The organism is Roseovarius sp. SCSIO 43702 (assembly GCF_019599045.1).
Taxonomy (GTDB): Bacteria; Pseudomonadota; Alphaproteobacteria; order Rhodobacterales; family Rhodobacteraceae; genus Roseovarius.
The window spans coordinates 1,015,352-1,037,796 of the sequence record NZ_CP080623.1 but is presented as its reverse complement, the minus strand read 5'-3'; the positions used below and the strand labels follow the sequence as shown (position 1 = coordinate 1,037,796).

The 22,445-nt window shown below is 65.8% G+C and carries 22 protein-coding genes and 1 tRNA gene; 13 read left to right on the top strand and 10 right to left on the bottom strand.

What is annotated here, in order from left to right; translation table 11 throughout:
• Window positions 1-69: 69 nt before the first annotated feature.
• From K1T73_RS04900 to K1T73_RS04880, 5 genes are all read right to left on the bottom strand, one after another.
• The gene (locus K1T73_RS04900) at window positions 70-843 is read right to left on the bottom strand and encodes a hypothetical protein (protein ID WP_220602857.1); all 774 of its coding nucleotides are present in this window, start codon (window positions 841-843) and stop codon (window positions 70-72) included.
• A gap of 253 nt (window positions 844-1,096) precedes the next feature.
• A tRNA-Trp gene (locus tag K1T73_RS04895) sits at window positions 1,097-1,172 on the bottom strand.
• A 90-nt stretch (window positions 1,173-1,262) separates the two neighbouring features.
• Window positions 1,263-1,916 (bottom strand): CatB-related O-acetyltransferase, encoded by a 654-nt coding sequence (locus K1T73_RS04890; RefSeq protein ID WP_220602856.1) that lies wholly within the window; start codon window positions 1,914-1,916, stop codon window positions 1,263-1,265.
• A gap of 252 nt (window positions 1,917-2,168) precedes the next feature.
• Window positions 2,169-3,344 carry an elongation factor Tu gene (tuf, locus tag K1T73_RS04885; protein WP_220602855.1) on the bottom strand — a complete coding sequence of 392 codons (1,176 nt, stop codon included), beginning with the start codon at window positions 3,342-3,344 and terminating at the stop codon, window positions 2,169-2,171.
• Window positions 3,345-3,490: 146 nt separating this feature from the next.
• Window positions 3,491-4,048, bottom strand: coding sequence for a hypothetical protein (locus tag K1T73_RS04880; protein ID WP_220602854.1), 558 nt, complete (start codon window positions 4,046-4,048; stop codon window positions 3,491-3,493).
• A 126-nt stretch (window positions 4,049-4,174) separates the two neighbouring features.
• Between K1T73_RS04880 and K1T73_RS04875 the strand changes: the two genes are divergently transcribed.
• The gene (locus K1T73_RS04875) at window positions 4,175-5,524 is read left to right on the top strand and encodes a cytochrome P450 (protein WP_220602853.1); all 1,350 of its coding nucleotides are present in this window, start codon (window positions 4,175-4,177) and stop codon (window positions 5,522-5,524) included.
• A gap of 24 nt (window positions 5,525-5,548) precedes the next feature.
• Here the strand turns inward: K1T73_RS04875 and K1T73_RS04870 are convergent, their stop codons facing one another.
• Window positions 5,549-6,127: a hypothetical protein gene (locus tag K1T73_RS04870; protein WP_220602852.1), complete on the bottom strand. Its 579-nt coding sequence runs from the start codon at window positions 6,125-6,127 to the stop codon at window positions 5,549-5,551.
• 384 nt (window positions 6,128-6,511) lie between these two features.
• Between K1T73_RS04870 and K1T73_RS04865 the strand changes: the two genes are divergently transcribed.
• Entirely contained in the window at window positions 6,512-7,417 is a 906-nt protein-coding gene (locus K1T73_RS04865) for an MBL fold metallo-hydrolase (RefSeq protein ID WP_220602851.1), read from the top strand.
• A 33-nt stretch (window positions 7,418-7,450) separates the two neighbouring features.
• On the opposite strand, the gene K1T73_RS04860 is transcribed toward K1T73_RS04865, so the two are convergent.
• The gene (locus K1T73_RS04860) at window positions 7,451-8,200 is read right to left on the bottom strand and encodes a redoxin domain-containing protein (protein ID WP_220602850.1); all 750 of its coding nucleotides are present in this window, start codon (window positions 8,198-8,200) and stop codon (window positions 7,451-7,453) included.
• 230 nt (window positions 8,201-8,430) lie between these two features.
• Between K1T73_RS04860 and parE the strand changes: the two genes are divergently transcribed.
• The 3 genes from parE (at window position 8,431) to K1T73_RS04845 (ending at window position 12,272) form a co-directional block, all read left to right on the top strand.
• Window positions 8,431-10,392: a DNA topoisomerase IV subunit B gene (gene parE, locus K1T73_RS04855; RefSeq protein WP_220602849.1), complete on the top strand. Its 1,962-nt coding sequence runs from the start codon at window positions 8,431-8,433 to the stop codon at window positions 10,390-10,392.
• Window positions 10,393-11,058, top strand: coding sequence for a hypothetical protein (locus K1T73_RS04850; RefSeq protein WP_220602848.1), 666 nt, complete (start codon window positions 10,393-10,395; stop codon window positions 11,056-11,058).
• Between the two features lie 542 nt (window positions 11,059-11,600).
• The gene (locus K1T73_RS04845) at window positions 11,601-12,272 is read left to right on the top strand and encodes a hypothetical protein (protein WP_220602847.1); all 672 of its coding nucleotides are present in this window, start codon (window positions 11,601-11,603) and stop codon (window positions 12,270-12,272) included.
• Here K1T73_RS04845 and K1T73_RS04840 read toward each other — a convergent pair.
• Entirely contained in the window at window positions 12,269-12,682 is a 414-nt protein-coding gene (locus K1T73_RS04840; protein ID WP_220602846.1) for a c-type cytochrome, read from the bottom strand. The two genes, K1T73_RS04845 and K1T73_RS04840, sit on opposite strands and share 4 nt — an antisense overlap.
• Window positions 12,683-12,756: 74 nt before the next feature.
• Entirely contained in the window at window positions 12,757-14,331 is a 1,575-nt protein-coding gene (locus tag K1T73_RS04835; protein WP_220602845.1) for a lysine--tRNA ligase, read from the bottom strand.
• A 133-nt stretch (window positions 14,332-14,464) separates the two neighbouring features.
• Between K1T73_RS04835 and K1T73_RS04830 the strand changes: the two genes are divergently transcribed.
• Together K1T73_RS04830 and K1T73_RS04825 are read left to right on the top strand one after the other, a co-directional pair.
• A complete protein-coding gene (locus K1T73_RS04830; protein ID WP_220602844.1) occupies window positions 14,465-14,887 on the top strand; it encodes a tellurite resistance TerB family protein in 423 nt (140 codons plus the stop codon).
• Entirely contained in the window at window positions 14,884-16,299 is a 1,416-nt protein-coding gene (locus K1T73_RS04825) for an FAD-binding oxidoreductase (protein WP_220602843.1), read from the top strand. Before K1T73_RS04830 ends, K1T73_RS04825 begins: the two co-directional genes overlap by 4 nt.
• Before the next feature lie 28 nt (window positions 16,300-16,327).
• Here K1T73_RS04825 and hemC read toward each other — a convergent pair whose 3' ends face one another.
• The gene (gene hemC / locus K1T73_RS04820; RefSeq protein ID WP_220602842.1) at window positions 16,328-17,275 is read right to left on the bottom strand and encodes a hydroxymethylbilane synthase; all 948 of its coding nucleotides are present in this window, start codon (window positions 17,273-17,275) and stop codon (window positions 16,328-16,330) included.
• Window positions 17,276-17,379: 104 nt separating this feature from the next.
• Between hemC and hemE the strand changes: the two genes are divergently transcribed.
• From hemE to K1T73_RS04790, 6 genes are all read left to right on the top strand, one after another.
• Window positions 17,380-18,414, top strand: a complete 1,035-nt coding sequence (gene hemE / locus K1T73_RS04815; protein WP_220602841.1) for a uroporphyrinogen decarboxylase — start codon at window positions 17,380-17,382, stop codon at window positions 18,412-18,414.
• A 55-nt stretch (window positions 18,415-18,469) separates the two neighbouring features.
• Window positions 18,470-19,345 carry a TIGR01459 family HAD-type hydrolase gene (locus K1T73_RS04810; protein ID WP_220602840.1) on the top strand — a complete coding sequence of 292 codons (876 nt, stop codon included), beginning with the start codon at window positions 18,470-18,472 and terminating at the stop codon, window positions 19,343-19,345.
• A gap of 103 nt (window positions 19,346-19,448) precedes the next feature.
• Window positions 19,449-19,892, top strand: a complete 444-nt coding sequence (locus K1T73_RS04805; RefSeq protein ID WP_220602839.1) for a MaoC family dehydratase — start codon at window positions 19,449-19,451, stop codon at window positions 19,890-19,892.
• Window positions 19,893-19,996: 104 nt separating this feature from the next.
• On the top strand, window positions 19,997-20,935 hold the full coding sequence (locus tag K1T73_RS04800; RefSeq protein WP_220602838.1) for a bifunctional riboflavin kinase/FAD synthetase: 939 nt from the start codon (window positions 19,997-19,999) through the stop codon (window positions 20,933-20,935).
• Entirely contained in the window at window positions 20,932-21,402 is a 471-nt protein-coding gene (locus K1T73_RS04795; RefSeq protein ID WP_220602837.1) for a YcgN family cysteine cluster protein, read from the top strand. The genes K1T73_RS04800 and K1T73_RS04795 overlap by 4 nt, the downstream gene beginning before the upstream one ends.
• A complete protein-coding gene (locus tag K1T73_RS04790) occupies window positions 21,402-22,445 on the top strand; it encodes a low specificity L-threonine aldolase (protein ID WP_220602836.1) in 1,044 nt (347 codons plus the stop codon). The genes K1T73_RS04795 and K1T73_RS04790 overlap by 1 nt, the downstream gene beginning before the upstream one ends.

Below are 22,445 nucleotides of genomic sequence, written 5' to 3'. Positions count from 1 at the left end.
TGCTGTTTGCTCGTGCCGCACATACGCGGGCTCCGCGCGCAATTCAAGGGCCGATCCCCGACTATGCCGTCAGTCCCGCGTCTCCTCCGCCAGGCGCTCGAACGGATCGGGCCGGCTCATCGCCACCGCGTCGGGGTCGAGCGCGGCACGGCTGAAATCGGGGAGCGCGAACCCGTCCGCCCAGTCGCCCGGCACGGCATCCAGAACACCGTCCCACCGCTCGGCCAGGTGATCCATCCGCACGCGGAACCGCTCCGCCCGCGCCGCGTCGCGCGCCTTCATCGCGCGATAGATGACGCCGAACCCCTCGGCCACGCTGCCACGGCCCAACGCGATGATCGCGACGACCACCAGCCAGGCCAATGCCAACGCCACGAGGAAAACCGTGCCGGGCCGCAGGATGAGCGCAAGAAGCAGGGCACCGGCCAGGGCGGGCCGCAGCCATTTGCGCCGGGATGCGCCCTTGCCGTCGCGCGTTGCGACGCGCTCGCGGGGCGCTGCGGCGCCCTCGGCTTCCGCCGTGGTCTCGTCGTCCGTCTCGCGCGAGGCGGCCACGGTCTCCTCGACCGCGCGGACCAGTGCCCGGCGCGGGGCGCGCTTGCGCATCTCGTCCTGGGTGTTCAGGTCAGGCAACGCCCGCCGACCGCGAAGACGCGACAGGGGCGTGCGCTTCTCGGGTCGCTCCGCGCCCGCGGGCTCTTCGGTCAGTATCGCGCGGATCACCGCGTCGGTTTCTACCTCGGGAATATCCTTGCCGGGCTCGTGCATCGGGTCCAGTCGCAGACCCGGACGCAACGAACGCCGATATCGCTCCTGCTCGAGCAAATCATGAGAGAGGGCCATGGCAGCCAATCGTCCTGTTCAAGCGCCCCCACGCTTCCCGGTCGCCATCCCCCCGGACACGCAACCGATTGCATCCGCGATAGGGCGCAATTCTGGCAAAATTGTGGCGAAACTCGTCAAAAATGCGGCACGTCTCAATTGGACCGCAATTCGACCGGCTTTTCACCCAGCTTCGGAACGCAGCGTCACGCGAAACGGGCTCGGCCGCGGCTGCGTCCGTCGCGGCGATTCGCACCTCGGATCTGTCGGGAACTGGCAGGGGCAGCAGGGCTCGAACCCGCGACCTACGGTTTTGGAGACCGTCGCTCTACCAACTGAGCTATACCCCTATCGCCGCGCCCGATTACGCCGGATGCGGCCCGAGATCAAGGGTGGTTTCGCCGGGAGAGCGCATACTGTCTCGATTCTCCGACCGGCACCTACGGAGCGACCTGCTCGAGCCGATGGATATCGGCACCACAGATCGCTTCCTCGTGCCTGAGTATGGTCTCGATGGGCCAGTCCCACCACGCCACGGCGCGTATCCGCGCCACGGTGGGGTCATCGAAGCGGTACCTGCGAACCTTCCCCGGGTTGCCCGCCACCACGGAATATGGTGGCACATGCCCACCCACGACGGCGCCCGCCCCGATGATCGCCCCGTCCTCGATCCGGGCGCCGGGCAGGATCGTCGCATTGCGACCGATCCATACATCGTGCCCGACCACGGTATCGGGTCCGGCACCCGGCAGCGAGGCGCGTTCCTCGTCGAATCCACCGTCGAAAATGGCGAATGGATAGCTCGAGATGCCATCGTGGCGGTGATTGGCGGACGCGGTGATGAACTCCGCCCCATGGGCGATCTGGCAGAACTTTCCGATTTCCAGCCGCTCGCACGAGGCCGGATGCAGATGCGGCGCCAGCGTCGCGGCCCAGTCCTCGACCGGATGGTCCCGGCTCGCATAGCTGTAGACACCCGCGCTCATGCGGGGATGATCGAGAACCGCCGCGAGAAACACGGTGCTTTCGTGCAGCCTCCCGTCGGGAAGCGTGAGCGGATGGCGCGTCCGCGCGTCGGGGAATGAGCGGGGCATGACATGACCTCTCTGTTCGCGTGATGATTTTCGGCGATCAGCGGTTCTTGGTCACGGCACCCTCCCTCGGTTGCGAGACGGCATAGCACATCCTTGCCCACGCACAAAGGGCGCCCCGGTCCGGGGCGCCCTTCGCGTCTCTCACGCCTGCCACGCAGACGGGCGGTCGGGCCCGGGCGTTTCGCTGCGCGAAGCCACCCTGGGCCAAGCCGCCCACGGGCGTTTCACGGGCTGACGCCCGCAAAGCCGCCCTTACTCGATGATCTTCGACACCACGCCCGCGCCGACCGTGCGGCCGCCCTCGCGGATGGCGAAGCGCAGACCGTCTTCCATCGCGATCGGCGCGATGAGCTCGACCGTGAACTTCAGGTTGTCGCCCGGCATCACCATCTCCGTGCCGCTCGGAAGCTCCACCGTCCCCGTCACGTCCGTCGTCCGGAAGTAGAACTGCGGACGGTAGTTGGCGAAGAACGGCGTGTGACGGCCACCCTCTTCCTTCGTCAGGATATACGCCTCCGCCTCGAACTTCGTGTGCGGCGTCACCGAACCCGGCTTGCAGAGAACCTGCCCCCGCTCCACGCCTTCACGGTCGATCCCGCGCAGCAGCGCCCCGATGTTGTCGCCCGCCTCGCCGCGATCCAGAAGCTTGCGGAACATCTCCACGCCCGTGCAGGTCGTCTTCTTCGTGTCGCGGATGCCCACGATCTCGATCTCGTCGCCCACGTTGATCACGCCGCGCTCCACGCGACCCGTCACGACCGTGCCGCGGCCCGAGATCGAGAACACGTCCTCGATCGGCATCAGGAACGGCTGGTCCACCGCGCGCTCGGGCGTCGGGATGTACTCGTCAACCGCCGCCATCAGCTCGCGGATCTTGTTCTCGCCGATCTCCGGGTCACGCCCCTCCATCGCCGCCAGCGCGCTGCCCGCGATGATCGGGATGTCGTCGCCCGGGAAGTCGTAGCTCGACAGAAGCTCGCGGATCTCCATCTCGACGAGCTCCAGCAGCTCCTCGTCATCGACCTGGTCCACCTTGTTCATGAACACCACCAGGGCAGGAACGCCCACCTGGCGCGCCAGAAGGATGTGCTCGCGCGTCTGCGGCATCGGGCCGTCCGCCGCGTTCACCACGAGGATCGCCCCGTCCATCTGCGCCGCACCCGTGATCATGTTCTTCACGTAGTCCGCGTGGCCCGGGCAGTCCACATGCGCGTAATGCCGCGCGTCGGTCTCGTATTCCACATGCGCCGTCGAGATCGTGATCCCGCGCGCCTTCTCCTCCGGCGCCCCGTCGATCTGGTCATACGCCTTGAAATCGCCGAAATACTTCGTGATCGCAGCCGTCAAAGTCGTCTTCCCGTGGTCAACGTGACCAACAGTCCCGATGTTGACATGCGGTTTCGAACGGTCGAACTTTTCCTTTGCCATGGTGCTGGCTCCTTTGCTCTGGATACCGGAACATGGTCCGGCCTACGGATGGTGGGTAGGCCGGGACAAGGCCCGGCATCCCGCGGATGGTCTCGTATCGCGGGCCGTTTATTGCGCTCCCGGCCGAAAATCAAGCGCAAGCTGCATCACTCCGCCGCCTTCTTTCCGGGTCGGAACCACCCCTCGTTCAGATATTGCCGCCGCAGCCAGTTCTGGATGAGCTTCGCGGCATTGCGGCTCAGGTTCTCCATCTGCTTTTCCTTCGACTGCGTCAGCCCCGAGCCGATCACCGTCTCCCCCGACAGCGTCTCGAGCACGGTGATCGTTTCGGGCTCGGCGTTGAGCTTCTGCTGCGTCGCATCGTCCCAGACCGTGACGTTGACGATGAGCGCCGATTTGGGCGAGGCCACGACCGGCACGCCCGGCACGGCGAGCACGTAGCCCTCGATCGCGATGCCGAGATGATAAAGCCGCTCGCCCTCGTAGCGGCCAAACCGCTCCTCGACGGCCTTCTCCATCGCCGCGATCCACTCCTCCTTGCCCGCCTCGCGCGAAGCCGGGCCCTTCACGAGGTTCGGCGCCACCACCACGTTGTGCCCAAGCTCGAACGCGCCCAGGTCGACGGGCGCCCGGTCGAGATCGTCGGGATTGGTGCAGGCCATGAGCGCCAGGAGGCCGATACCGGCCAGCAATATCCGAAACACGCGAAAATCTCTCCTGGAAATAAACTCCCCGGCGCACAGCGTTACCGCAGCAGGGCCCGCATCGCAATGTTTGCCCCCTCCCCGTCCCGCCCCTACATCAAAGGAACCCGACAGAAGGAAACCCCGATGCCTCCGACACATCCCGTCCGTGTTCCCCTCGTGACCAGGCCCATGGGGCTTCTCGGCTCGCTCAGGACCGCGCGGGAAAACGTGCTCGCGATCATCCCCGACCTCGCCACGCGCCAGCCGATGGTCTCGGGCCGCACGGGCAAGCGGTGGCACATGGTCATGGACCCCGGCGCGATCCGCCGGATTCTGCTCGAGAATCTCGACAACTACCCGAAATCCATCGTCACCAAGAACCTGCTGAAACCGGCGATCGGCGATTCGCTCTTCATCGCCGAGGGCGCGCATTGGCGCTGGCAGCGTCGCGCGGCCGCGCCCGCCTTCTCGCATCGCAACGTGATGAACCTCGCCCCCGTGATGACCGCCGCCGCCGGGCGCTCGGCCGACCGCATCGCCGCAGCGGGGCCGCGCGCGGTGGACGTGGCCGAGGACATGGTGCGCACCACCTTCGACGTGATCAGCGAGGTGACGTTCTCCGGCGGCGACGGGTTCGATCCCGACAGCGTGCATCGCGCCATCGACCATTACATCTCGGCGGCCGGCAAGATCTCGCTTTTCGATATCCTGGGCTTCCCCGACTGGGTGCCGCGTCCGGCGCGGATCAGTTCGGGCGCGCAACTGCGCGAGATGAAGCGCGTGGCCGATGCCGCGGTCGAGGACCGTCGCGCCCGTGGCCACGACGGCGTGCCCGACCTGCTCGACCTGCTGCTCTCGGGCGAAGACCCCGAGACCAAGCGGCAGATGAACACCGCCGAGCTGCGCGACAACCTTCTCACCTTCATCGTCGCGGGCCACGAGACCACGGCGCTCACCCTCGCGTGGTCTCTCTACCTCTGCGCCTTCGATCAGGACGTGCAGGATCGCGCCCGGGCCGAGGCGTGTTCGGTCCTCGATGGCCCCGCCACGGGCGAGGACGTGGCCCGCCTCCCCTTCATCCGCCAGATCGCCGACGAGGCGCTCCGCCTCTATCCGCCCGCCGGCATGATCTCCCGCACGGCCCTGGCCCGCGACACGCTTTGTGGGCGCGAGGTGCGCGCCGGCGACACCGTGATCATCCCGATCTACGCGCTGCACCGCAATCACCTGCTCTGGGATGAACCCGACGCCTTCCGCCCCGAACGCTTCGAGGACCGCAAGGCCATCGACCGCTACGCCTACCTGCCTTTCGGGGACGGCCCGCGCATCTGCATCGGGGCCAGCTTCGCGCTGCAGGAGGCCGTGATCATCCTGGCCACGCTGCTCGCCCGGTTCCGCTTCACGCCGGTCAGGGGTCGCGACCCCAGGCCCGTCATGATCCTCACGCTGCGCCCCGAGGGCGGCGTCTGGCTCACCGCCGACGAACTGGACTGACGCGCGCCGCGCAGGCTGGAGGGCCTAACCTTCCAGCGCCGCCTCCGCCTCGCGGCGCCGGCGTTTCTGCTCCATCACGATATCGCGCCGGACCCAGGCATAGCGGGTATCATCCGCCACCTCGTCCCAGAACAAGGCGCCACCCTTCCGCCACGGGTCGAGGACGATGCCCTGGTCGAACGTGTCGCCCCGCGCGCTGATGATCGCGGTCGAATGCTCGATGCGGAAGGGGTTGTCCGCATTGGCGATCGCGCGGTGCAGTTCCAGCGTCTCGAACCGCTCGTCGCGCAGGCGCCACTCCATGTCCTTGGCCCAGTGATAGCACAGGCCGCGCGGTTTGAGCCCCATGTTGACCTTGGAGTTGTGGACCAGCGGCGGATCCTCGATCTCGTATTCGATGGCGAGGTTCCGGGCCTGCGCATAGGCCACCCGCGCCGCGCGCTCGGCCTCCTCGGGATCGACCTGCGGGCCCAGCGCCTTGATGGCCGTGGCAAGCTGGCTCACCTCCTCCGGCGTGGCCGTGACCGGACCGCCGGGCGCGCCGCACCCCGCCAGGAAAACGACCGTGACCAGCGACAGGAGACCTGCAAGACGTCGCAACATTGAAACCGCCCTCACCTCGAAATTTCCGGGGCGTTCTACCGGCCACGGCGCCGCTTGTCGAGACACGAGGGCGGTCACGTGGACATGCGCGAGGCCGGGCCGGGTCGGCGACCGCCCCGGCCCAAGGGCTCAGATCGCCGACAGGAGGCGAAAACCGGCAAGACAGGTCACGCGCTCGATGCGCAACGAGTATCTCTTCATATCATAAAAACGATATTCATAACGAAACAATATCACTTTAAATTCGCAGAAATTACAATTTGCAATCTTTCCCGATATTCTCCCCATCGCGCCTGCAAACCTCCAGCTTGCCGCCCGCGATGGCCTCGCCGTGACCGGATTTCGCGCTATTTTCCTGTCAGGACCATCGGACAGGAGACCATCATGACCCATCTGACCCGCCGCCGGCTTCTCGGCACCGCCGCCGCCCTTCCACTGGCGAGCGCGGCACAGGCCGCCGCGCCGCTCATGGGCGTGGCCGAGCCGCGCTTCCACCGGGTGACACTCGGTGACATGGACGTGACCACGATCCTCGCCGGCACCCGCACCATGTCCGATCCGCATTCGATCTTCGGCCTGAACGTGGATGAGGCCACCTTCGCACAGGCCTCCGAGGCCGCCAACATCCCCACCGATGAGGCGCGCGGCTACTTCACGCCCACCGTCGTCAATACCGGCGACGAACTCGTGCTCTTCGACACCGGGCTCGACGGCCCCGGCACGGTCGAGGCGCTTTCAGCCGCGGGCTACGCGCCCGACCAGGTGGATCTCGTGGTGATCACGCATATGCATGGCGACCATATCGGCGGCCTCATGACGGACGGCGCCCCCACTTTCACGAACGCGCGCTACGCGACCGGATCGGTCGAGTTCGACGCGTGGTCCGGCCGCGAGAACGAGGGGTTCGAAACCAGGGTGCGCCCCCTCGCCGACCGGATGACGATGCTTGCGGACGGTGACAGCGTGGCGCGCGGCATCACCGCCCAAGCCGCTTTCGGCCACACGCCGGGGCACATGGTGTTCACCGTCCAGGCTGGCGGCCAGACCCTGCTGATCGCGGCGGATTTCGCGAATCATTACGTGTGGTCCCTCGCCCATCCCGACTGGGAGGTGAAGTACGACATGGACAAGCAGGCCGCCGCCGCGACCCGCCGTCGCCTGCTCGATCGTCTCGCCGCCGACCGGACACCCTTCGTGGGCTACCACATGCCCTTTCCGGCGCTCGGCTACGTGGAGCGCGCGGGCGACGGCTTCTCCTACGTGCCCCAGAGCTATCAGCTCACCCTCTAGACGGGTGCGGCACGGGCGCCGCCCGGCCGGGCCTCACCCGCCCTCGGGCACCGCGTCGGGATCCACGGTCCTGATCCGCGGCGTCACTTCCACGACGCTGTCGCCATAGACGCGCCGCGCCATTGCCGTGCTCATGTCGGGCCGCACGATCGCCGGATCGCCCGGCATCCAGTCCATCGGCGCGCCAAGCTGCTTGGCATCGAAAAGGATCAGCCCGTCCAGCACGCGCAGGATCTCGTCGACGCTCCGCCCCAGGGTCGAGGGATATTCCGACACCCACCGAAGGCGCAGCGCGGGGTCGAAGATCATCGTCTTGCGGATCGTCGGCTCGACCGGCGCAGATTCATGCCACATCCCCAGCATCTCGCTGATCTCCCGGCCCGGATCGCACAGCATCGGGGATTCCGCCGTCACCGCGAAAAGCTCCTCGACTTCGGCAATCCAGTTGATGTTGCGCTCCAGCCGACAGGGCGAAATGCCAAGCACTGCCGCGTTGCGCTTCTCGAAATTCTCGCGATGCGTCTCGAACCCCACCAGTTCGGTGTCGCTGATCCCGGCCCGCATCTTGGGATACCCGGCAAGCACGGTCCACTGTCCCTCCGCCCAATCGTGGAAGGTGATGCGCCCATGCGTCGACTGACAGGTGAAATTCGGCGCGATGTCCCCCAGCTCGGGCTTCCAGTCGACGGTCCTGCGATAGCTTCGCGGGAGGTTGATGATAACCTGGTCTTCCGGGTCGGTATCTTCAGGTTGGGGCGCCATGAACAGATCCTGCAACGCCATGATGTCTACTCCTCGTCTCAACGACACAAATACAGTGGGTTTACCCCCACATCTTCTGGTTGCAGCTTAGCCTCCCGATCTGGGCGAAAATAAGGCAGCGCAGAAGAAACCCGGAAAATATCAGTCTCAGAGTGACATTAGCCATTCGCGCGCTCCCCGTGGTTTTGCCACTGGCCAAGCCGCACCCGGCTCTGGCATAACTGCCCCAACCAATAAAAGCAGAGCAGCACATGGCCCAGGACCTCCTGTCATCCGCCCCCGACGCGACCGATTACGACGCCTCCTCCATCGAGGTGCTCGAGGGGCTGGAGCCCGTGCGCAAGCGGCCGGGCATGTATATCGGCGGCACCGATGAACGCGCGCTGCATCACCTGGTGGCCGAAGTGCTCGACAACTCCATGGACGAGGCCGTCGCCGGCCACGCCACCCGGATCGAGGTCGAGCTGCACGAGGACCATTCCATCACCATCCGCGACAATGGTCGCGGTATCCCCATCGACCCGCACCCCAAATTCCCCGGCAAATCCGCGCTCGAGGTGATCCTCTGCACGCTCCACGCGGGCGGGAAGTTCTCGGGCAAGGCATACCAGACCTCGGGCGGCCTCCACGGCGTGGGCGCCTCGGTGGTCAACGCGCTGAGCGATTCCATGGTCGTGCAGGTCGCCCGCAACAAGGAACTGCACGAGCAGCGGTTTTCACGCGGCATCCCCCTCGGCCCGATCGAGAAGGTGGGCCAGGCCCCCAACCGGCGCGGCACGACCGTCACCTTTCACGCCGACGAGGAGATCTTCGGCCACCACCGGTTCAAGCCCGCCCGCCTCTTCAAGTCGATCCGCTCCAAGGCCTATCTCTTCTCGGGCGTCGAGATCCGCTGGAAATCGGCCATCGACGACGGCGAGACCCCGCAGGAGGCGACGTTCCACTTTCCGGGCGGCCTCGCCGACTACCTGCGCGAGACGCTGGGCAGCGCCTCGACCTATGCCGAGAACCCGTTTTCCGGCACCGTCGAGTTCCAGGAACGCTTCGACACCCCCGGCAAGGTCGAATGGGCGATCAACTGGACACCGTCGCGCGACGGCTTCCTGCAATCCTACTGCAACACCGTGCCCACCCCCGAAGGTGGCACGCATGTGGCGGGTTTCTGGGCCGCGATCCTCAAGGGGATCAAGGCCTATGGCGAGCTGGTGAACAACCGCAAGGCGGCGCAGATCACGCGCGAGGACCTGATGGCCGGGGGCTGCGCGCTGGTCTCCTGCTTCATCCGCGAGCCGGAATTCGTGGGTCAGACCAAGGACCGCCTCGCCACCACCGAGGCCGTGCGCCTGGTCGAGGGGGCGGTGCGCGACCATTTCGACAACTGGCTCGCCTCGAACACGAAATCCGCCGGCGCCATCCTCGACTTCCTCGTCCTGCGCGCCGAAGAGCGGATGCGCCGCAAGCAGGAGAAGGAGACGCAGCGCAAGTCCGCCACCAAGAAACTGCGCTTGCCGGGCAAGCTGGTGGATTGCACGCTCAACACGCGCGACGGGACCGAGCTTTTCATCGTCGAGGGCGACAGCGCGGGCGGCTCCGCCAAGATGGCGCGCAACCGCGCCAACCAGGCGCTCCTGCCGCTCAGGGGCAAGATCCTCAACGTGCTGGGCGCCGCCTCTTCCAAGCTAGGCTCGAACGCCGAGATCAGCGACCTGACACAGGCGCTCGGCGTGGGGCTGGGCAGCCGGTTCAACATCGACGACCTGCGCTATGACAAGGTCATCATCATGACCGACGCCGACGTGGACGGCGCGCATATCGCGTCGCTGCTGATGACTTTCTTCTTCACCCAGATGCGGCCCATGATCGACGCGGGCCACCTCTACCTCGCCTGCCCGCCCCTCTACCGGCTGACGCAAGGGGCGAAACGGGTCTATTGCCTCGACGAGGCCGAGCGCGACCGCTGGCTCGAAAAGGGCCTCGGCGGCAAGGGCAAGATCGACGTCTCCCGCTTCAAGGGCCTCGGAGAGATGGACGCCAAGGACCTGAAGGAAACCACCATGGACCCCAGGACGCGCAAGCTCATCCGCGTGACCATAGACGAGGACGAACCCGGCGAGACCGGCGACCTCGTGGAACGGCTCATGGGGAAAAAGCCGGAACTGCGGTTCCAGTATATCCAGGAGAACGCGAGGTTCGTGGAGGAGTTGGATGTTTAGATGAAGGTTATTGATACCACGCCGAGACCTTGGCGCGAAACTCTTAGAATACGTGCTCTAAAAATCGACAGCGAGCAACTAACCGATTTTATTCAGCGACATTCCGAAGATTCAGATGAGATAGTTCTATCTTTTAAATCTGGCAGACGTGAAAGAACTGAACTGCAGGGCATCGACGAAATTCGAAAGCACCTAGCATCGATCAGGGTTCCATTCTCTCTGCAATTTCCGTATTTTTCGATTTCGTTCGAACGCGACAATGGTGCGAAATTTGAGTTTAAGTCAGAGAACCGGAGAAACGCTGAAACTGCTTATCTAGAACTCAATCAGTTCAAGCCGTGGTATGCATTTTTTAAGAATTGGCTCGTCTACACTTCAACATTCGCCTTCATAGTCATTGGCGGATACACCAACTACATACACAACGCCCTAGAAAGCATTGGTTTCGGAGAAGCGGCTCAAAAAGCGTTTGTTGGTATTGGTATGTTGATTGTCTTGCCCGTGGCAATTGGTAATGCTTTGCTTCTTAGATTTTCAGTCAGATACAAGCATAGAGTGAACAAGAGTTTCTTCGAAAAGCATGGACACGAACTAATCATAGCAATTGTCACTGCAGTTATATCGATAGCCTTAACGCTTCTGGTCAATAGTTACTTTGGCTCATAATTTTTTAAGTAGCCTTTAAGCATTCGCGAGATGTATGCTAATTGAGAGTGGGGTACGAAAACCACCCGCGCAGCTTCGAGGCGCAGCACGCTGCGCCGCCGCACCATCGCCCGCTGTCCGACCGCCGATTGCCTGCTATCGCCGAGAGTGAGACCGCCCGTCACGCCGCAGGCGTGCCGACTATGGGCGGCGCACCCCGGATGCGACGCGCTGGCCGATTGGCCGCCACCTGCGCATCGCTCGAACGCTCCGCGGACACGGCCACCATGAAGCGCCCCGGATCACCCTCGGATCGCCATCCCGCGGCCTGACCCTCGCGCGGTCTCTCCACCCCGAACCACCCGCCCCGGGCCTCCACGCCCCTCCCCCGTGCGCCCGTCCGCTCCCACCGCGCGCAGCGTCAACACATCGCGCGACTCACCTTCCACCGACGCGATACCGACGTGGATACCGACGTGGATACCGACGTGGGGTTCGCTGCATTAACCTTTCGCCCGCAAATCCCCCTCGCCCCCCGCCGGAAGCCTTGCTAACGTCGCCACATGCGCCTCGTTCTCGTCCTCTTCCTGCTCCTGGCCGCCTGTGGCCGCCCGCTCACCCCGGCCGAGAAATCCTTTGCGAAACAGATACATGGCCCCACGCTCGACACGAGCGCCGTCCGCTTCGTCGTCGGCGCGCCCGTCGACGCGATCTCCTACCGGCGCCAGAAACGGCCCCGTCTCGCCTGCCGCGAGCGCATCCTGCCCGAACCCGAGACCGACATCGTGACCGTCGCCCCCGCCGCCGTGGCTCTCTACAACCGCATTTTCTTCGCCAAACCCTACTATCTAAAGGATTATCTGCGTGGCTACCCGCAGGAGATGGGCCTCATCGAGGCGATGTTCTTCGCCCACGAGATCACCCATGTCTGGCAATGGCAGAACCGCTCGATCACCGGCTACACCCCGTTTCGCGCCTCGCGCGAACACCGCGTGGCCGATGACCCCTATCTCTTTGACCTGACGACGAAAACCCGCTTCCTCGACTTCTCCTACGAACAGCAGGCCAGCATCGTCGAGGAATATGTCTGCTGCGCCGCGCTCGACCCCGGGGCGCCCCGCACCGATCGCCTGCGCCAACTCATCGGCGGCGCCATGCCCCTGCAATCGTTGAAGATTCCGCGCAATGTCCGCCTGCCCTGGGACGGGGCCGAGACGGAAGGGATCTGCCGTTAACCCTCGGGCGCGACCCGCTGGATACTCTCGAGATAGACCAGCAGCGCCGCAAGCGGCCGCGGCGTCGGCGTAAGCCGCCCGTCGCCCACATCGACAGGCACCGTGTCACCACGCAGAAGGGCCCCGAATTCAGGCATCTGGTGCCCCGGAAGGCCCGTCCGGTCATAGCCGTCGATGATGCTGAGCACCCGCGCGCGGTCGAACCGCCCGCCCTCGTTGAGCCGCGTCAGATCCGCGGGCCGGGGCTCGATCATCGCGGCCCAATCGCCGTTCCCCTGCCCCGCAGGCCCGTGGCACATCGCGCAATTCTCGACGTAGAGCGCGCGGCCCTCGGGCGGCTCGGGCATCGACACGCGCGCGCAGGCCGCGACGATGGCCAGGAGAATTCCGCTGTAAATCAAAGGTTTCATGGCTGCCTCTCTGCTCGCTCCGGCAATCTTGGCAGAGAGAACGCCGTTGCGCCTTGATCCACCTCAACCGATTTTCAGGCGAGCCTACCGGCGAGCGCACGGTCGATCAACTCGACCGTTTCCTTTATCCCGTAAAGTGCGATGAATCCGCCGAAACGCGGCCCCTGGCTTGCACCCAGCAGGACCTCGTATAGCGCGCGGAACCAGTCGCGCAGCGGATCGAACCGGTCACGGCCCACGTCGTAGACCACGGATTGCAGCGCCTCGTCCTCGACCGGACCGTCATAGGCGGCAAGCCGGTCGCGCAATTCCTCGAGCGCCTCGCGCTCGGTTTCGGTCGGCGCACGGTAGGTTTTCGAAGGCTTAACGAAGTCCTCGTAATACTTCACCGCATAGCCCGCGGCGGCATCCATGTCCGGGTTCGCCTCGGGGTTCGCCTCGGGCGCATAGCGCTGGATGAAGCCCCAGAGCGTCTCCTTGTCCTCCGCCTGCGCCACCGACGCGAGGTTGAGAAGCATCGAGAAGGGCACGATGAGGTTGCTCTCGGGCACGTCGCCGCCGTGGATATGCCACACCGGGTTGGCAAGCTGTGCCTTCACGTCCTGCCCGGGATAGGCCCGCAGCTGCTGATGGTATTCGTCAACCGCCTTCGGGATCACGTCGAAATGCATCCGCTTCGCCGTCTTGGGCTTCTGATACATGAAATACGACAGGCTCTCGGTGGCAGCGTAGGTGAGCCATTCGTCGATGCTCACCCCGTTGCCCGACGATTTCGAGATCTTCTGCCCGTGCTCGTCGAGGAAGAGCTCGTAGGTGAAATGCTCCGGCGGACGAACGCCCAGCGCGCGGCAGATGCCGTCATAGATCGGCGTGTTGGTCGAATGATCCTTGCCGTACATCTCGAAATCGACGCCCAGCGCGGCCCAGCGCGCGCCGAAATCGGGCTTCCATTGCAGCTTCACGCGCCCCCCCGTCACCGGCAGCGTCCACTCGCGCCCCTCCTCGTCGTCGAAGGTGATCTCGCCCTTCGCGGCGTCCACGTTCTTCATCGGCACGTAAAGGACGCGGCCCGTCTCGGGGTGGATCGGCAGGAAGATCGAATAGGTCTGCCGGCGCTCGTCGCGCAGGCTTTTCAGCATGATCTTCATGATGTCGTCATAGCGCTCGGCGGCCCGCAGCAGCACCTCGTCGAATTGCCCCGAATTGTAGAACTCGGTCGCGCTGATGAACTCGTAGTCGAAGCCGAACGTGTCGAGGAACCGCCGCAACATCGCGTTGTTGTGATGTCCGAAGCTCTCATGCGTTCCGAACGGGTCCGGCACGCTGGTGAGAGGTCTTTGCAGGTGCTCGGCCAGCATGTCGCGGTTGGGCACGTTGCCGGGCACCTTGCGCATCCCGTCGAGGTCGTCCGAGAAGCAGATAAGCCGCGTCGGGATGTCCGAGATCGCCTCGAAGGCACGCCGGACCATCGTCGTGCGCAACACCTCGCCGAAGGTCCCGATATGCGGCAATCCGCTCGGACCGTAGCCCGTCTCGAAAAGCACGTAGCCCTTTTCCGGCGGTGCCTTCTCGTAACGCTTGAGCACGCGGCGCGCCTCCTCGAAGGGCCAGGCTTTCGATTGCATCGCGGCATCGCGCAGATCGGACATGAGAATTCTCCGGTTCGGCCCCGCCTTGCATGGCGCGGGCGCTTGGGTCTGCGCTTCCTATTGCCGAGGGGGTGGACAGTCAATAATCTCGCGCGCGACAAGGGGGCCAAAGCGCCCGCCCGAAAGGAACCCCATGCCCGACATTCCCCACCCGCTCAGCCCGCAGGATTGCCTCGTCGCCGTGATGATCGCCGTCTCCGCCTCCGACGAAACGATCCGCACCGCCGAACTGATCAAGATCGAGGTGGCGCTCAACCACCTGCCCATCTTCGCCGACTACGACAGCAACCGGATGCGCCGCATGGCCGAGGTCGTGTTCGACCTCTTCGGGCAGGAGGACGGTCTCGACACGCTCTTCGGCCTCGTGCGCGAGAACCTGCCCGAGCGGCTTTTCGAGACCGCCTATGCGCTCGCCTGCGACGTGGCCGCCGCCGATGGCACGCTGGCCGAGACCGAGCTGCGCATGCTCGAGGAGATCCGCTACGAGCTCGACATCGACCGGCTGCACGCGGCGGCGATCGAACGCGGTTCGCGTGCGCGTCACCTGACGGCATGACCGCCCTGCTCGACCGCCTGTCCGCCATCGTCGGAGACGCGCATGTCCTCTCGGGGGACGCGATCGGCCGTTATGCACTCGACTGGGCAGACCGTCCGCAGGGCAGACCGCTCGCCGCGCTCCGCCCCGGTTCTACCGGCGAGGTGGCGTCGATCCTGCGCCTCGCCAACGAGACGGGCACGCCCGTGGTGCCGATGTCGGGCAATACCGGGCTCACCGGGGGCACGGCGGCCGAGGGCGCGCTCGTCGTCTCGCTCGAACGGATGCGCGCCATCCGCGAGATAAGGCCGCAATCGCGCGTCGCCGTGGTGGAAGCGGGGGCCATCCTCTCGTCAATCCACGAGGCCGCGGACGCGCATGATCTCATCTTTCCGCTGTTCTTCGGCGCGCGTGGCTCGGCCATGATCGGCGGCGCGCTCTCGACCAACGCGGGCGGGTCGAACGTGCTGCGTTACGGCAATACGCGCGACCTTTGCCTGGGGATCGAGGCGGTGCTGCCCACGGGCCGCGTCGTCAACCTGATGAGCCAATTGCACAAGGACAATTCCGGCTACAACCTCAAGCACCTGCTTATCGGTGCCGAGGGCACGCTCGGGATCATCACAGCCGCAACCCTGCGCCTCTTTCCCAAGCCGCGCGCCTACGCGACGGCGACCGTGGCCGCGCGGGACCTGCCCGCCGCGCTCGCACTTCTCAACCGCCTTCAGGAAGAAACGAGCCGCGCGGTCGAGGCGTTCGAATACATGCCGGCGGCGCATATCGACGCCTATCTCGCGCTCCACCCCGACGTCCGCCCGCCTTTCGACGAACGGCACGCCATCAACATCCTCGTCGAACTCGGCGCCACCGCCCCGCGCGATGCGACGCCCGATGCGGGAGGTACGCTGCCCATCGCCGCGCGGCTCGAGGAGGCGCTGGCCGAGGCGTTCGAGGCCGGCGAAATCCTCGATGCGGTCGTCGCCCAGAGCGATAGCCAGCGACAGGAGATGTGGGCCCGGCGCGAGGCTTCGGCGGAGGTCTGCAAGCATAACGAACCGCTCGTGCACAATGACGTGGCCGTGCCGATCGACAGCATGCCCGAGCTTCTGGACACCATCGGCGCCAGCCTTGCGCGTCATGACCCCGGCGCCCGCGATCTTTCGGTCGCGCATCTGGGTGACGGCAATCTCCATTTCGCGGGTGCGCTGACCACCGACGACCCGGCCGTCCACGACGCCATCTACAGCGACGTGGTCGAGGCCGTCGTCGCACTTGGCGGAAGCTTCTCGGCCGAACACGGCATCGGGCTCGAGAAACGGGCCTCCATGGCGCGCTTCAAGGATCCCGCAGCGCTCGACGCGATGCGCGCGATCAAGGACGCACTCGATCCCAATGGCATCCTGAACCCCGGCAAGGTGCTGCCGGAAACCTGACGGCAGGGCCCGGCGTGCGAAAGCCGCGTCAGCTCCGCCAGTCGAAAAACCCCGGCCCCGCCTGCTGCAACATGTCGCGTGCCATTTCACGGGCCATTGCGGGGCCATCCTCGGCCGGGACGCTCCGGTCATCCGCGATCCGTTCGCTGCCGTCGGGGCGCAGGATCTCGCCCCGCAGGCGCACGGTGCCACCCTCGACCTGGGCCAGGCCGGCAATCGGCGTCTCGCACGACCCGTCAAGCGCCGCCAGGAACGCGCGTTCGACCACCAGTTGACCGGCCGTGGGCCCGTCATGGATGGGCTCCAGCAGGTCGGCCACGCGCCCGTCCTCCGCGCGCCGCTCGATCCCGATCGCGCCCTGCGCCACGGCGGGCAGCATCTCCTCGGGTTCGAGCGGCCGAGTCGCCACGTCAGCCCGACCAAGACGGTTGAGCCCAGCCATCGCGAGGAAGGTGCAGGCAGCCACGCCATCGGCCAGCTTCTTCAGCCGCGTCTGCACGTTGCCGCGAAACTCCACCACCTCCAGGTGCGGATGCGCCACGAGCACCTGCGCCCGCCGCCGGAGCGACGAAGTGCCGACCTTGGTTCCCGCCGCCATGTCGGCCAGGCTTCGGCCCGTGGGACAGACGAAGGCATCCCGCACATCCTCCCGCGGCAGGTAGCAATCGAGCGCGAGGCCCTCGGGCTGCAGCACCGGCATATCCTTCATCGAATGCACCGCGATGTCGATCTCGCCCACGAGCATCGCCTGCTCGATCTCGCGGGTGAAAAGCCCCTTGCCGCCGATCTCCTTCAGGGGGCGGTCGGTGATCCGGTCCCCGGTCGTCGTGATGACCACCACCTCGAATGCGTCCTCGGGCAGGTCCCACGCCGCCATCAACCGCTGCCGCGTCTCGTGCGCCTGCGCAAGCGCCAGAGGCGAGCCGCGGGTGCCGATCTTGAGAGGATGGGTGGGGTCGGGCAAATCTTGGGTCATGCGCCCTCCTTTAGGCTCCGCGCCCCCACGACGCAAGCGGTGCAGGCCTTGACAATATCCCGCGCAGGCGAGACCACGGCGCGAGGCCCGGCAAGGAGACGACCATGGCGACCGACAAACCCATCCTGCGCGCCCTCGCGGGCGAGACGCTGCCCGTGCCGCCTATCTGGATGATGCGCCAGGCTGGACGTTACCTGCCCGAATACAAGGCCACACGCGCCGAGGCCGGCGACTTCCTGTCGCTGTGCTACAACCCCGAGCTCGCGACCGAGGTGACGCTCCAGCCGATCCGCCGCTTCGGCTTCGACGCGGCCATCCTCTTCGCCGATATCCTGCTGGTGCCGCAGGCGCTCGGTGCGGACCTGTGGTTCGTCACCGGCGAAGGCCCGCGCCTCTCGACCGTGACCGACCGCGCGGGCGTCGACGCTTTGCGCCCCGCCGCCGAAGTGCACGAGACGCTCGCGCCCATCTACCAGACCGTGCGCAACCTCGCGGCCGCGCTGCCCGCTGACACGACGCTGATTGGCTTCGCCGGCGCGCCCTGGACCGTCGCCACCTATATGATCGCCGGGCGCGGCACCCCCGACCAGGGTCCGGCCCACACGCTCAAGAACGAGGACCGCGCCACGTTCGAGGCGCTGATCGACCTGCTGACCGAGGCCACGGTCGAATATCTTTCAGCCCAGATCGAGGCGGGCGCCGAAGTGGTCAAGCTCTTCGACAGCTGGGCAGGTTCGCTGGGCGCTGCGGATTTCGAAGCCTACGCCGTCGGGCCCACGAAACGCATCATCGCGGCGCTGAAATCGCGCCACCCCGACACGCCCGTCATCGCCTTCCCGCGCGGCGCGGGCGCGGCCTACGAGGGCTTCGCGCGCGCCACCGGCGCCGACTGCGTGGCACTCGACGATGGCGTCACGCCCAAATGGGCCGCAGCCCATGTCCAGAAAGACGGCTGCGTGCAGGGCAACCTTGCCTCGTCGCACATGGTCACCGGCGGCGAGGCGCTGGTAAGCGAGACGCGCCGGATCGTCGAGGCTTTCTCGAACGGGCCGCATATCTTCAATCTCGGCCACGGGATCACGCCCGATGCCGACCCCGACAACGTCCAACTGATGATCGACACCGTGCGCGGAGGATAGTTCCGCACGAGTTTTTCCGGTTGCACCCTGCTTTCGCCCATAGGCTAATGTCCTCATGACCCAGATCGTCCAAAACCTTTCCGAGATTTCCGCGCGATATGACGCGCTTTTCGTCGACCTCTGGGGATGCATGCACAACGGCGTCGAGGCCTACCCCGAGGCGGTCGAGGCCATGCGCGCCTATCGCGAAGGGGGCGGCGTGGTGGTTTTCGTCACAAACTCGCCGAAGCCCCGCGCCGGGGTCGAGGCACAGCTTTCGCAGTTCGGCGTGCCCGCCGATACCTATGACGCCGTTGCCACATCCGGCGATTCGGCACGCGCGGCCATGTTTCGAGGAATGGTCGGGCAAAAGGTCTGGTTCATGGGCGAGTGGGAGCGTGATGCGGGATTCTTCGAACCGCTCGGGCTCATCGACGACCCGGTGGAAATCGAGCGGGTCGCGCTGAAGGAGGCCGAGGGCATCGTCTGCTGCGGCCCGTTCGATCCGCTGGCCGACCCCGACGTGAACCGGCCCGAATTTCTCTATGCCAAGCAAAAGGGCCTCAAGCTTCTCTGCGCCAATCCGGACATCATCGTCGACCGGGGCGAGACGCGCGAATGGTGCGCGGGCGCGCTCGCCCGGCTTTATACCGAGATGGGAGGCGAAAGCCTCTATTTCGGCAAGCCGCACCCGCCCATTTACGATCTCGCCTACCGCCGCCTCGCCGCGCTCGGGACGGACGTGGAACGCTCGCGGATTCTCGCCATCGGCGACGGGATCCAGACCGACATCCTGGGCGCGCAGGGCGAGGATCTCGATTCGCTCTTCATCACCGGGGGACTGGCGGCCGAAGACACCGGCACCACGCACCATCCCGACAAGCCGGCGCTGGAGGCTTACCTCGCCCGCGAAGGGGTAAGCCCGACCTACATGATCGGAAAACTGCGCTGATCGGCAGACTCTCCTTGATTTTCTGCACTTGCGAAGTAATAAAGTTGCCCATCGGAGGGCGTCAGCGCCCCATAATTGCGCCGCCATGATCGAGGAGGGCGAAATGTTGGACAACCTGCCGCGCGGAACCATCACCATCGAAGAAATCGAGATGGGCATGGTGCGCCATCTCCAGAAGGTCGTGACCGACGAGGATATCGAGATGTTCGCCCAGGTGTCGACCGACCGGAATCCCGTCCATCTCGATGATGATTACGCGCAGGACACGATCTTCGAGGGGCGTATCGCGCATGGCATGCTCACCGCCGGGCTGATCTCCGCCGTGATCGGAGAGCAGCTACCGGGCCACGGCACCGTCTACATGGGCCAGACCCTCAAGTTTCTTGCCCCAGTCCGTCCCGGCGACATGGTCCGCGCCGAGGTCGAGGTGATCGGCATCGACTACGCCAAGCGTCGTGTGCAGCTCGACTGCCGCTGCCTCGTGGACGGCAAGAAGGTGCTGGTGGGCGAAGCGACCGTCCTGGCGCCCACGGGCAAATTCGACTGACCTGACGCGTGCCTCCGGGGGCCGGGCACGCGCCCGGCACCCTTGGCACCCAGCCGCGATCCCGCGCCCTTGCACCCCGCCCCGGCCCGCGCTACGCCTCGGCCATGAAGATCGTGCGCGATTATACCTACGTGGATCCCGCCGACCGGGGCGCCTCGGTCGCCATCGGCAACTTCGACGGCGTGCATCTCGGCCACCGCTCGGTGATCGACCTCGCGCGCGCCGAGGGCTGCAAGACCGGCGCGCCGCTGGGCGTTCTCACCTTCGAGCCGCATCCTCGCGAGTATTTCGCGCCCGACGCACCGCCCTTTCGCCTGATGAGCGCCGAGGCCCGCGCCAACCGGCTCGAGAAGCTGGGGGTCGAAAAGCTCTACGAACTGAATTTCAACGCCGCACTCTCGGCGCTCGCCCCCGAAGATTTCGCCCGGCAGGTCATCCGCGACGGGCTGGGTCTTGCACATGTGGTGGTGGGCGCGGATTTCTGCTTTGGCAAGGGTCGCGCGGGCGATGCGGGCGATCTCGTGCGCTTCGGGCAGGAGATGGGGTTCGGTGTCACCATCGCCACTCTGCTCGAAGGGGAACTGGGCCAGGTCTCCTCCACCGCGATCCGCACCGCGCTGAGCGAGGGGCGGCCCCGCGACGCCGCGGCGATGCTGGGTCACTGGCACCGCATCGACGGCCCCGTGATCGGCGGCGAACAGCGCGGCCGAAAGCTGGGCTATCCCACGGCGAACATGTCGATCGAGGGGCTGCATCCCCCCCGCTTCGGCGTCTACGCGACCGAGGTCGATGTCCGCGATGGTCCGCATATGGGCCGCTATCTCGGGGCGTCCAGCATCGGCGTGCGCCCAATGTTCAATGGCGAGGTCGCCAATCTCGAGACCTTCCTCTTCGATTTCTCCGGCGATCTCTACGGCGCCCATCTCTCGGTCGCGCTGGTCGATTACCTGCGCCCCGAGGAGACGTTCGAAAGCCTCGAGGCCTTCATCGTCCAGATGGACGCCGATTGCGACCGTGCCCGCGAGGTGCTGGCCCGGCCATGACTGACCCCATCGACCGCACCGGCCTCGCCCCCCGCTACTGGGAGCGCAAGCCGCTCTCTCGGATGACCCGCGCCGAGTGGGAAGCGTTGTGCGATGGCTGCGGCAAGTGCTGCATGAACAAGATCGAGGACGAGGACACCGGCGAGGTCGCACTGACCCGCGTCGCCTGCCGCCTTTTCGACGACACCACCTGCCGCTGCGCGCACTACCCCATCCGCCACCGGTTCGTGCCGGAATGCATCTCGCTCTCGGCGCGGAACCTCGAGACGCATCTCTACTGGATGCCCGAGACCTGCGCCTACAAGCTCCTGTGGCAGGGCAAGCCGCTCTACGACTGGCATCCGCTCATCTCTGGGACCCCCGAAACCGTCCACGAGGCTGGCGTATCGATGCAGCACCGAACCGTGGCCGAATTCGAGGTCGATGACGACGACTGGGAAGATCACCTGATAGAGGAGCCCACCTGATGTATTTCGCTTCCGACAACGCGGGCCCCGCACATCCCGAGGTCATGCAGGCGCTCATCGACGCCAACGATGGCTACGCCCTGCCCTACGGGGTCGAGCCGCTGATGGACAAGGTCCGCACGCAGGTGCGCGACGTGCTCGAGGCGCCCGACGCGGCGGTCTACCTCGTGGCGACCGGCACGGCGGCAAACTGTCTTGCGCTCGCCACCCTGGCCCAGCCTTGGCAGACGATATTCGCGTCGAAGTTCAGTCATATCCACGAGGACGAATGCAACGGCCCCGAATTCTACACGGGCGGGGCCAAGCTCACGCTCGTGGGCGAGGACGACAAGATGACGGCAGAGGCGCTCGATGCCGCGATCCGCTACGAGGAGACGCGCGGCGTGCATGGGCCGCAGCGCGGACCGGTCTCGATCACCACCGTCACCGAACGCGGGCGGATCTATTCGCTCGATGAGCTGCATGACCTCACCGGCGTGGCCCGCGAGCACGACCTGCCGGTTCATCTCGACGGCGCGCGCTTCGCCAACGCGCTCGTGGCGCTCGGATGCAGCCCGGCCGAGATGACATGGAAGGCGGGCGTCGACGCGCTCAGCTTCGGCGGCACCAAGAACGGCGCCCCGGGTGTCGAGGCGGTCGTGTTCTTCGACCCCGAGAAAGCGTGGGAATTCGAGCTTCGCCGCAAGCGCGGCGCGCATCTCTTTTCCAAGCACCGCTACCTCGCCGCCCAGATGAGCGCTCTGCTGACCGACGATCTCTGGCTCTCCTCAGCGCGCCGTGCCAATGCCAACCTCGCGAGGCTGGCAGCGGGCTTGCGCGAGGTGCCTGGCATGGAGTTTCATTTCGAACCTCAGGCCAACATCATCTTCGGCGCCCTGCCTCGTGCCGCCCACCGCCGTTTGCACGGCGCCGGCGCGATGTATTACCTGCTCGATGGTGGGCTCGAGGGCGACGACGACGAGCCACTGCCGATGCGTCTTGTCTGCGATTGGTCGATCCCGGAGGACAGCATAGACCGCTTCGTGGCCATCGCCCACGGCTGA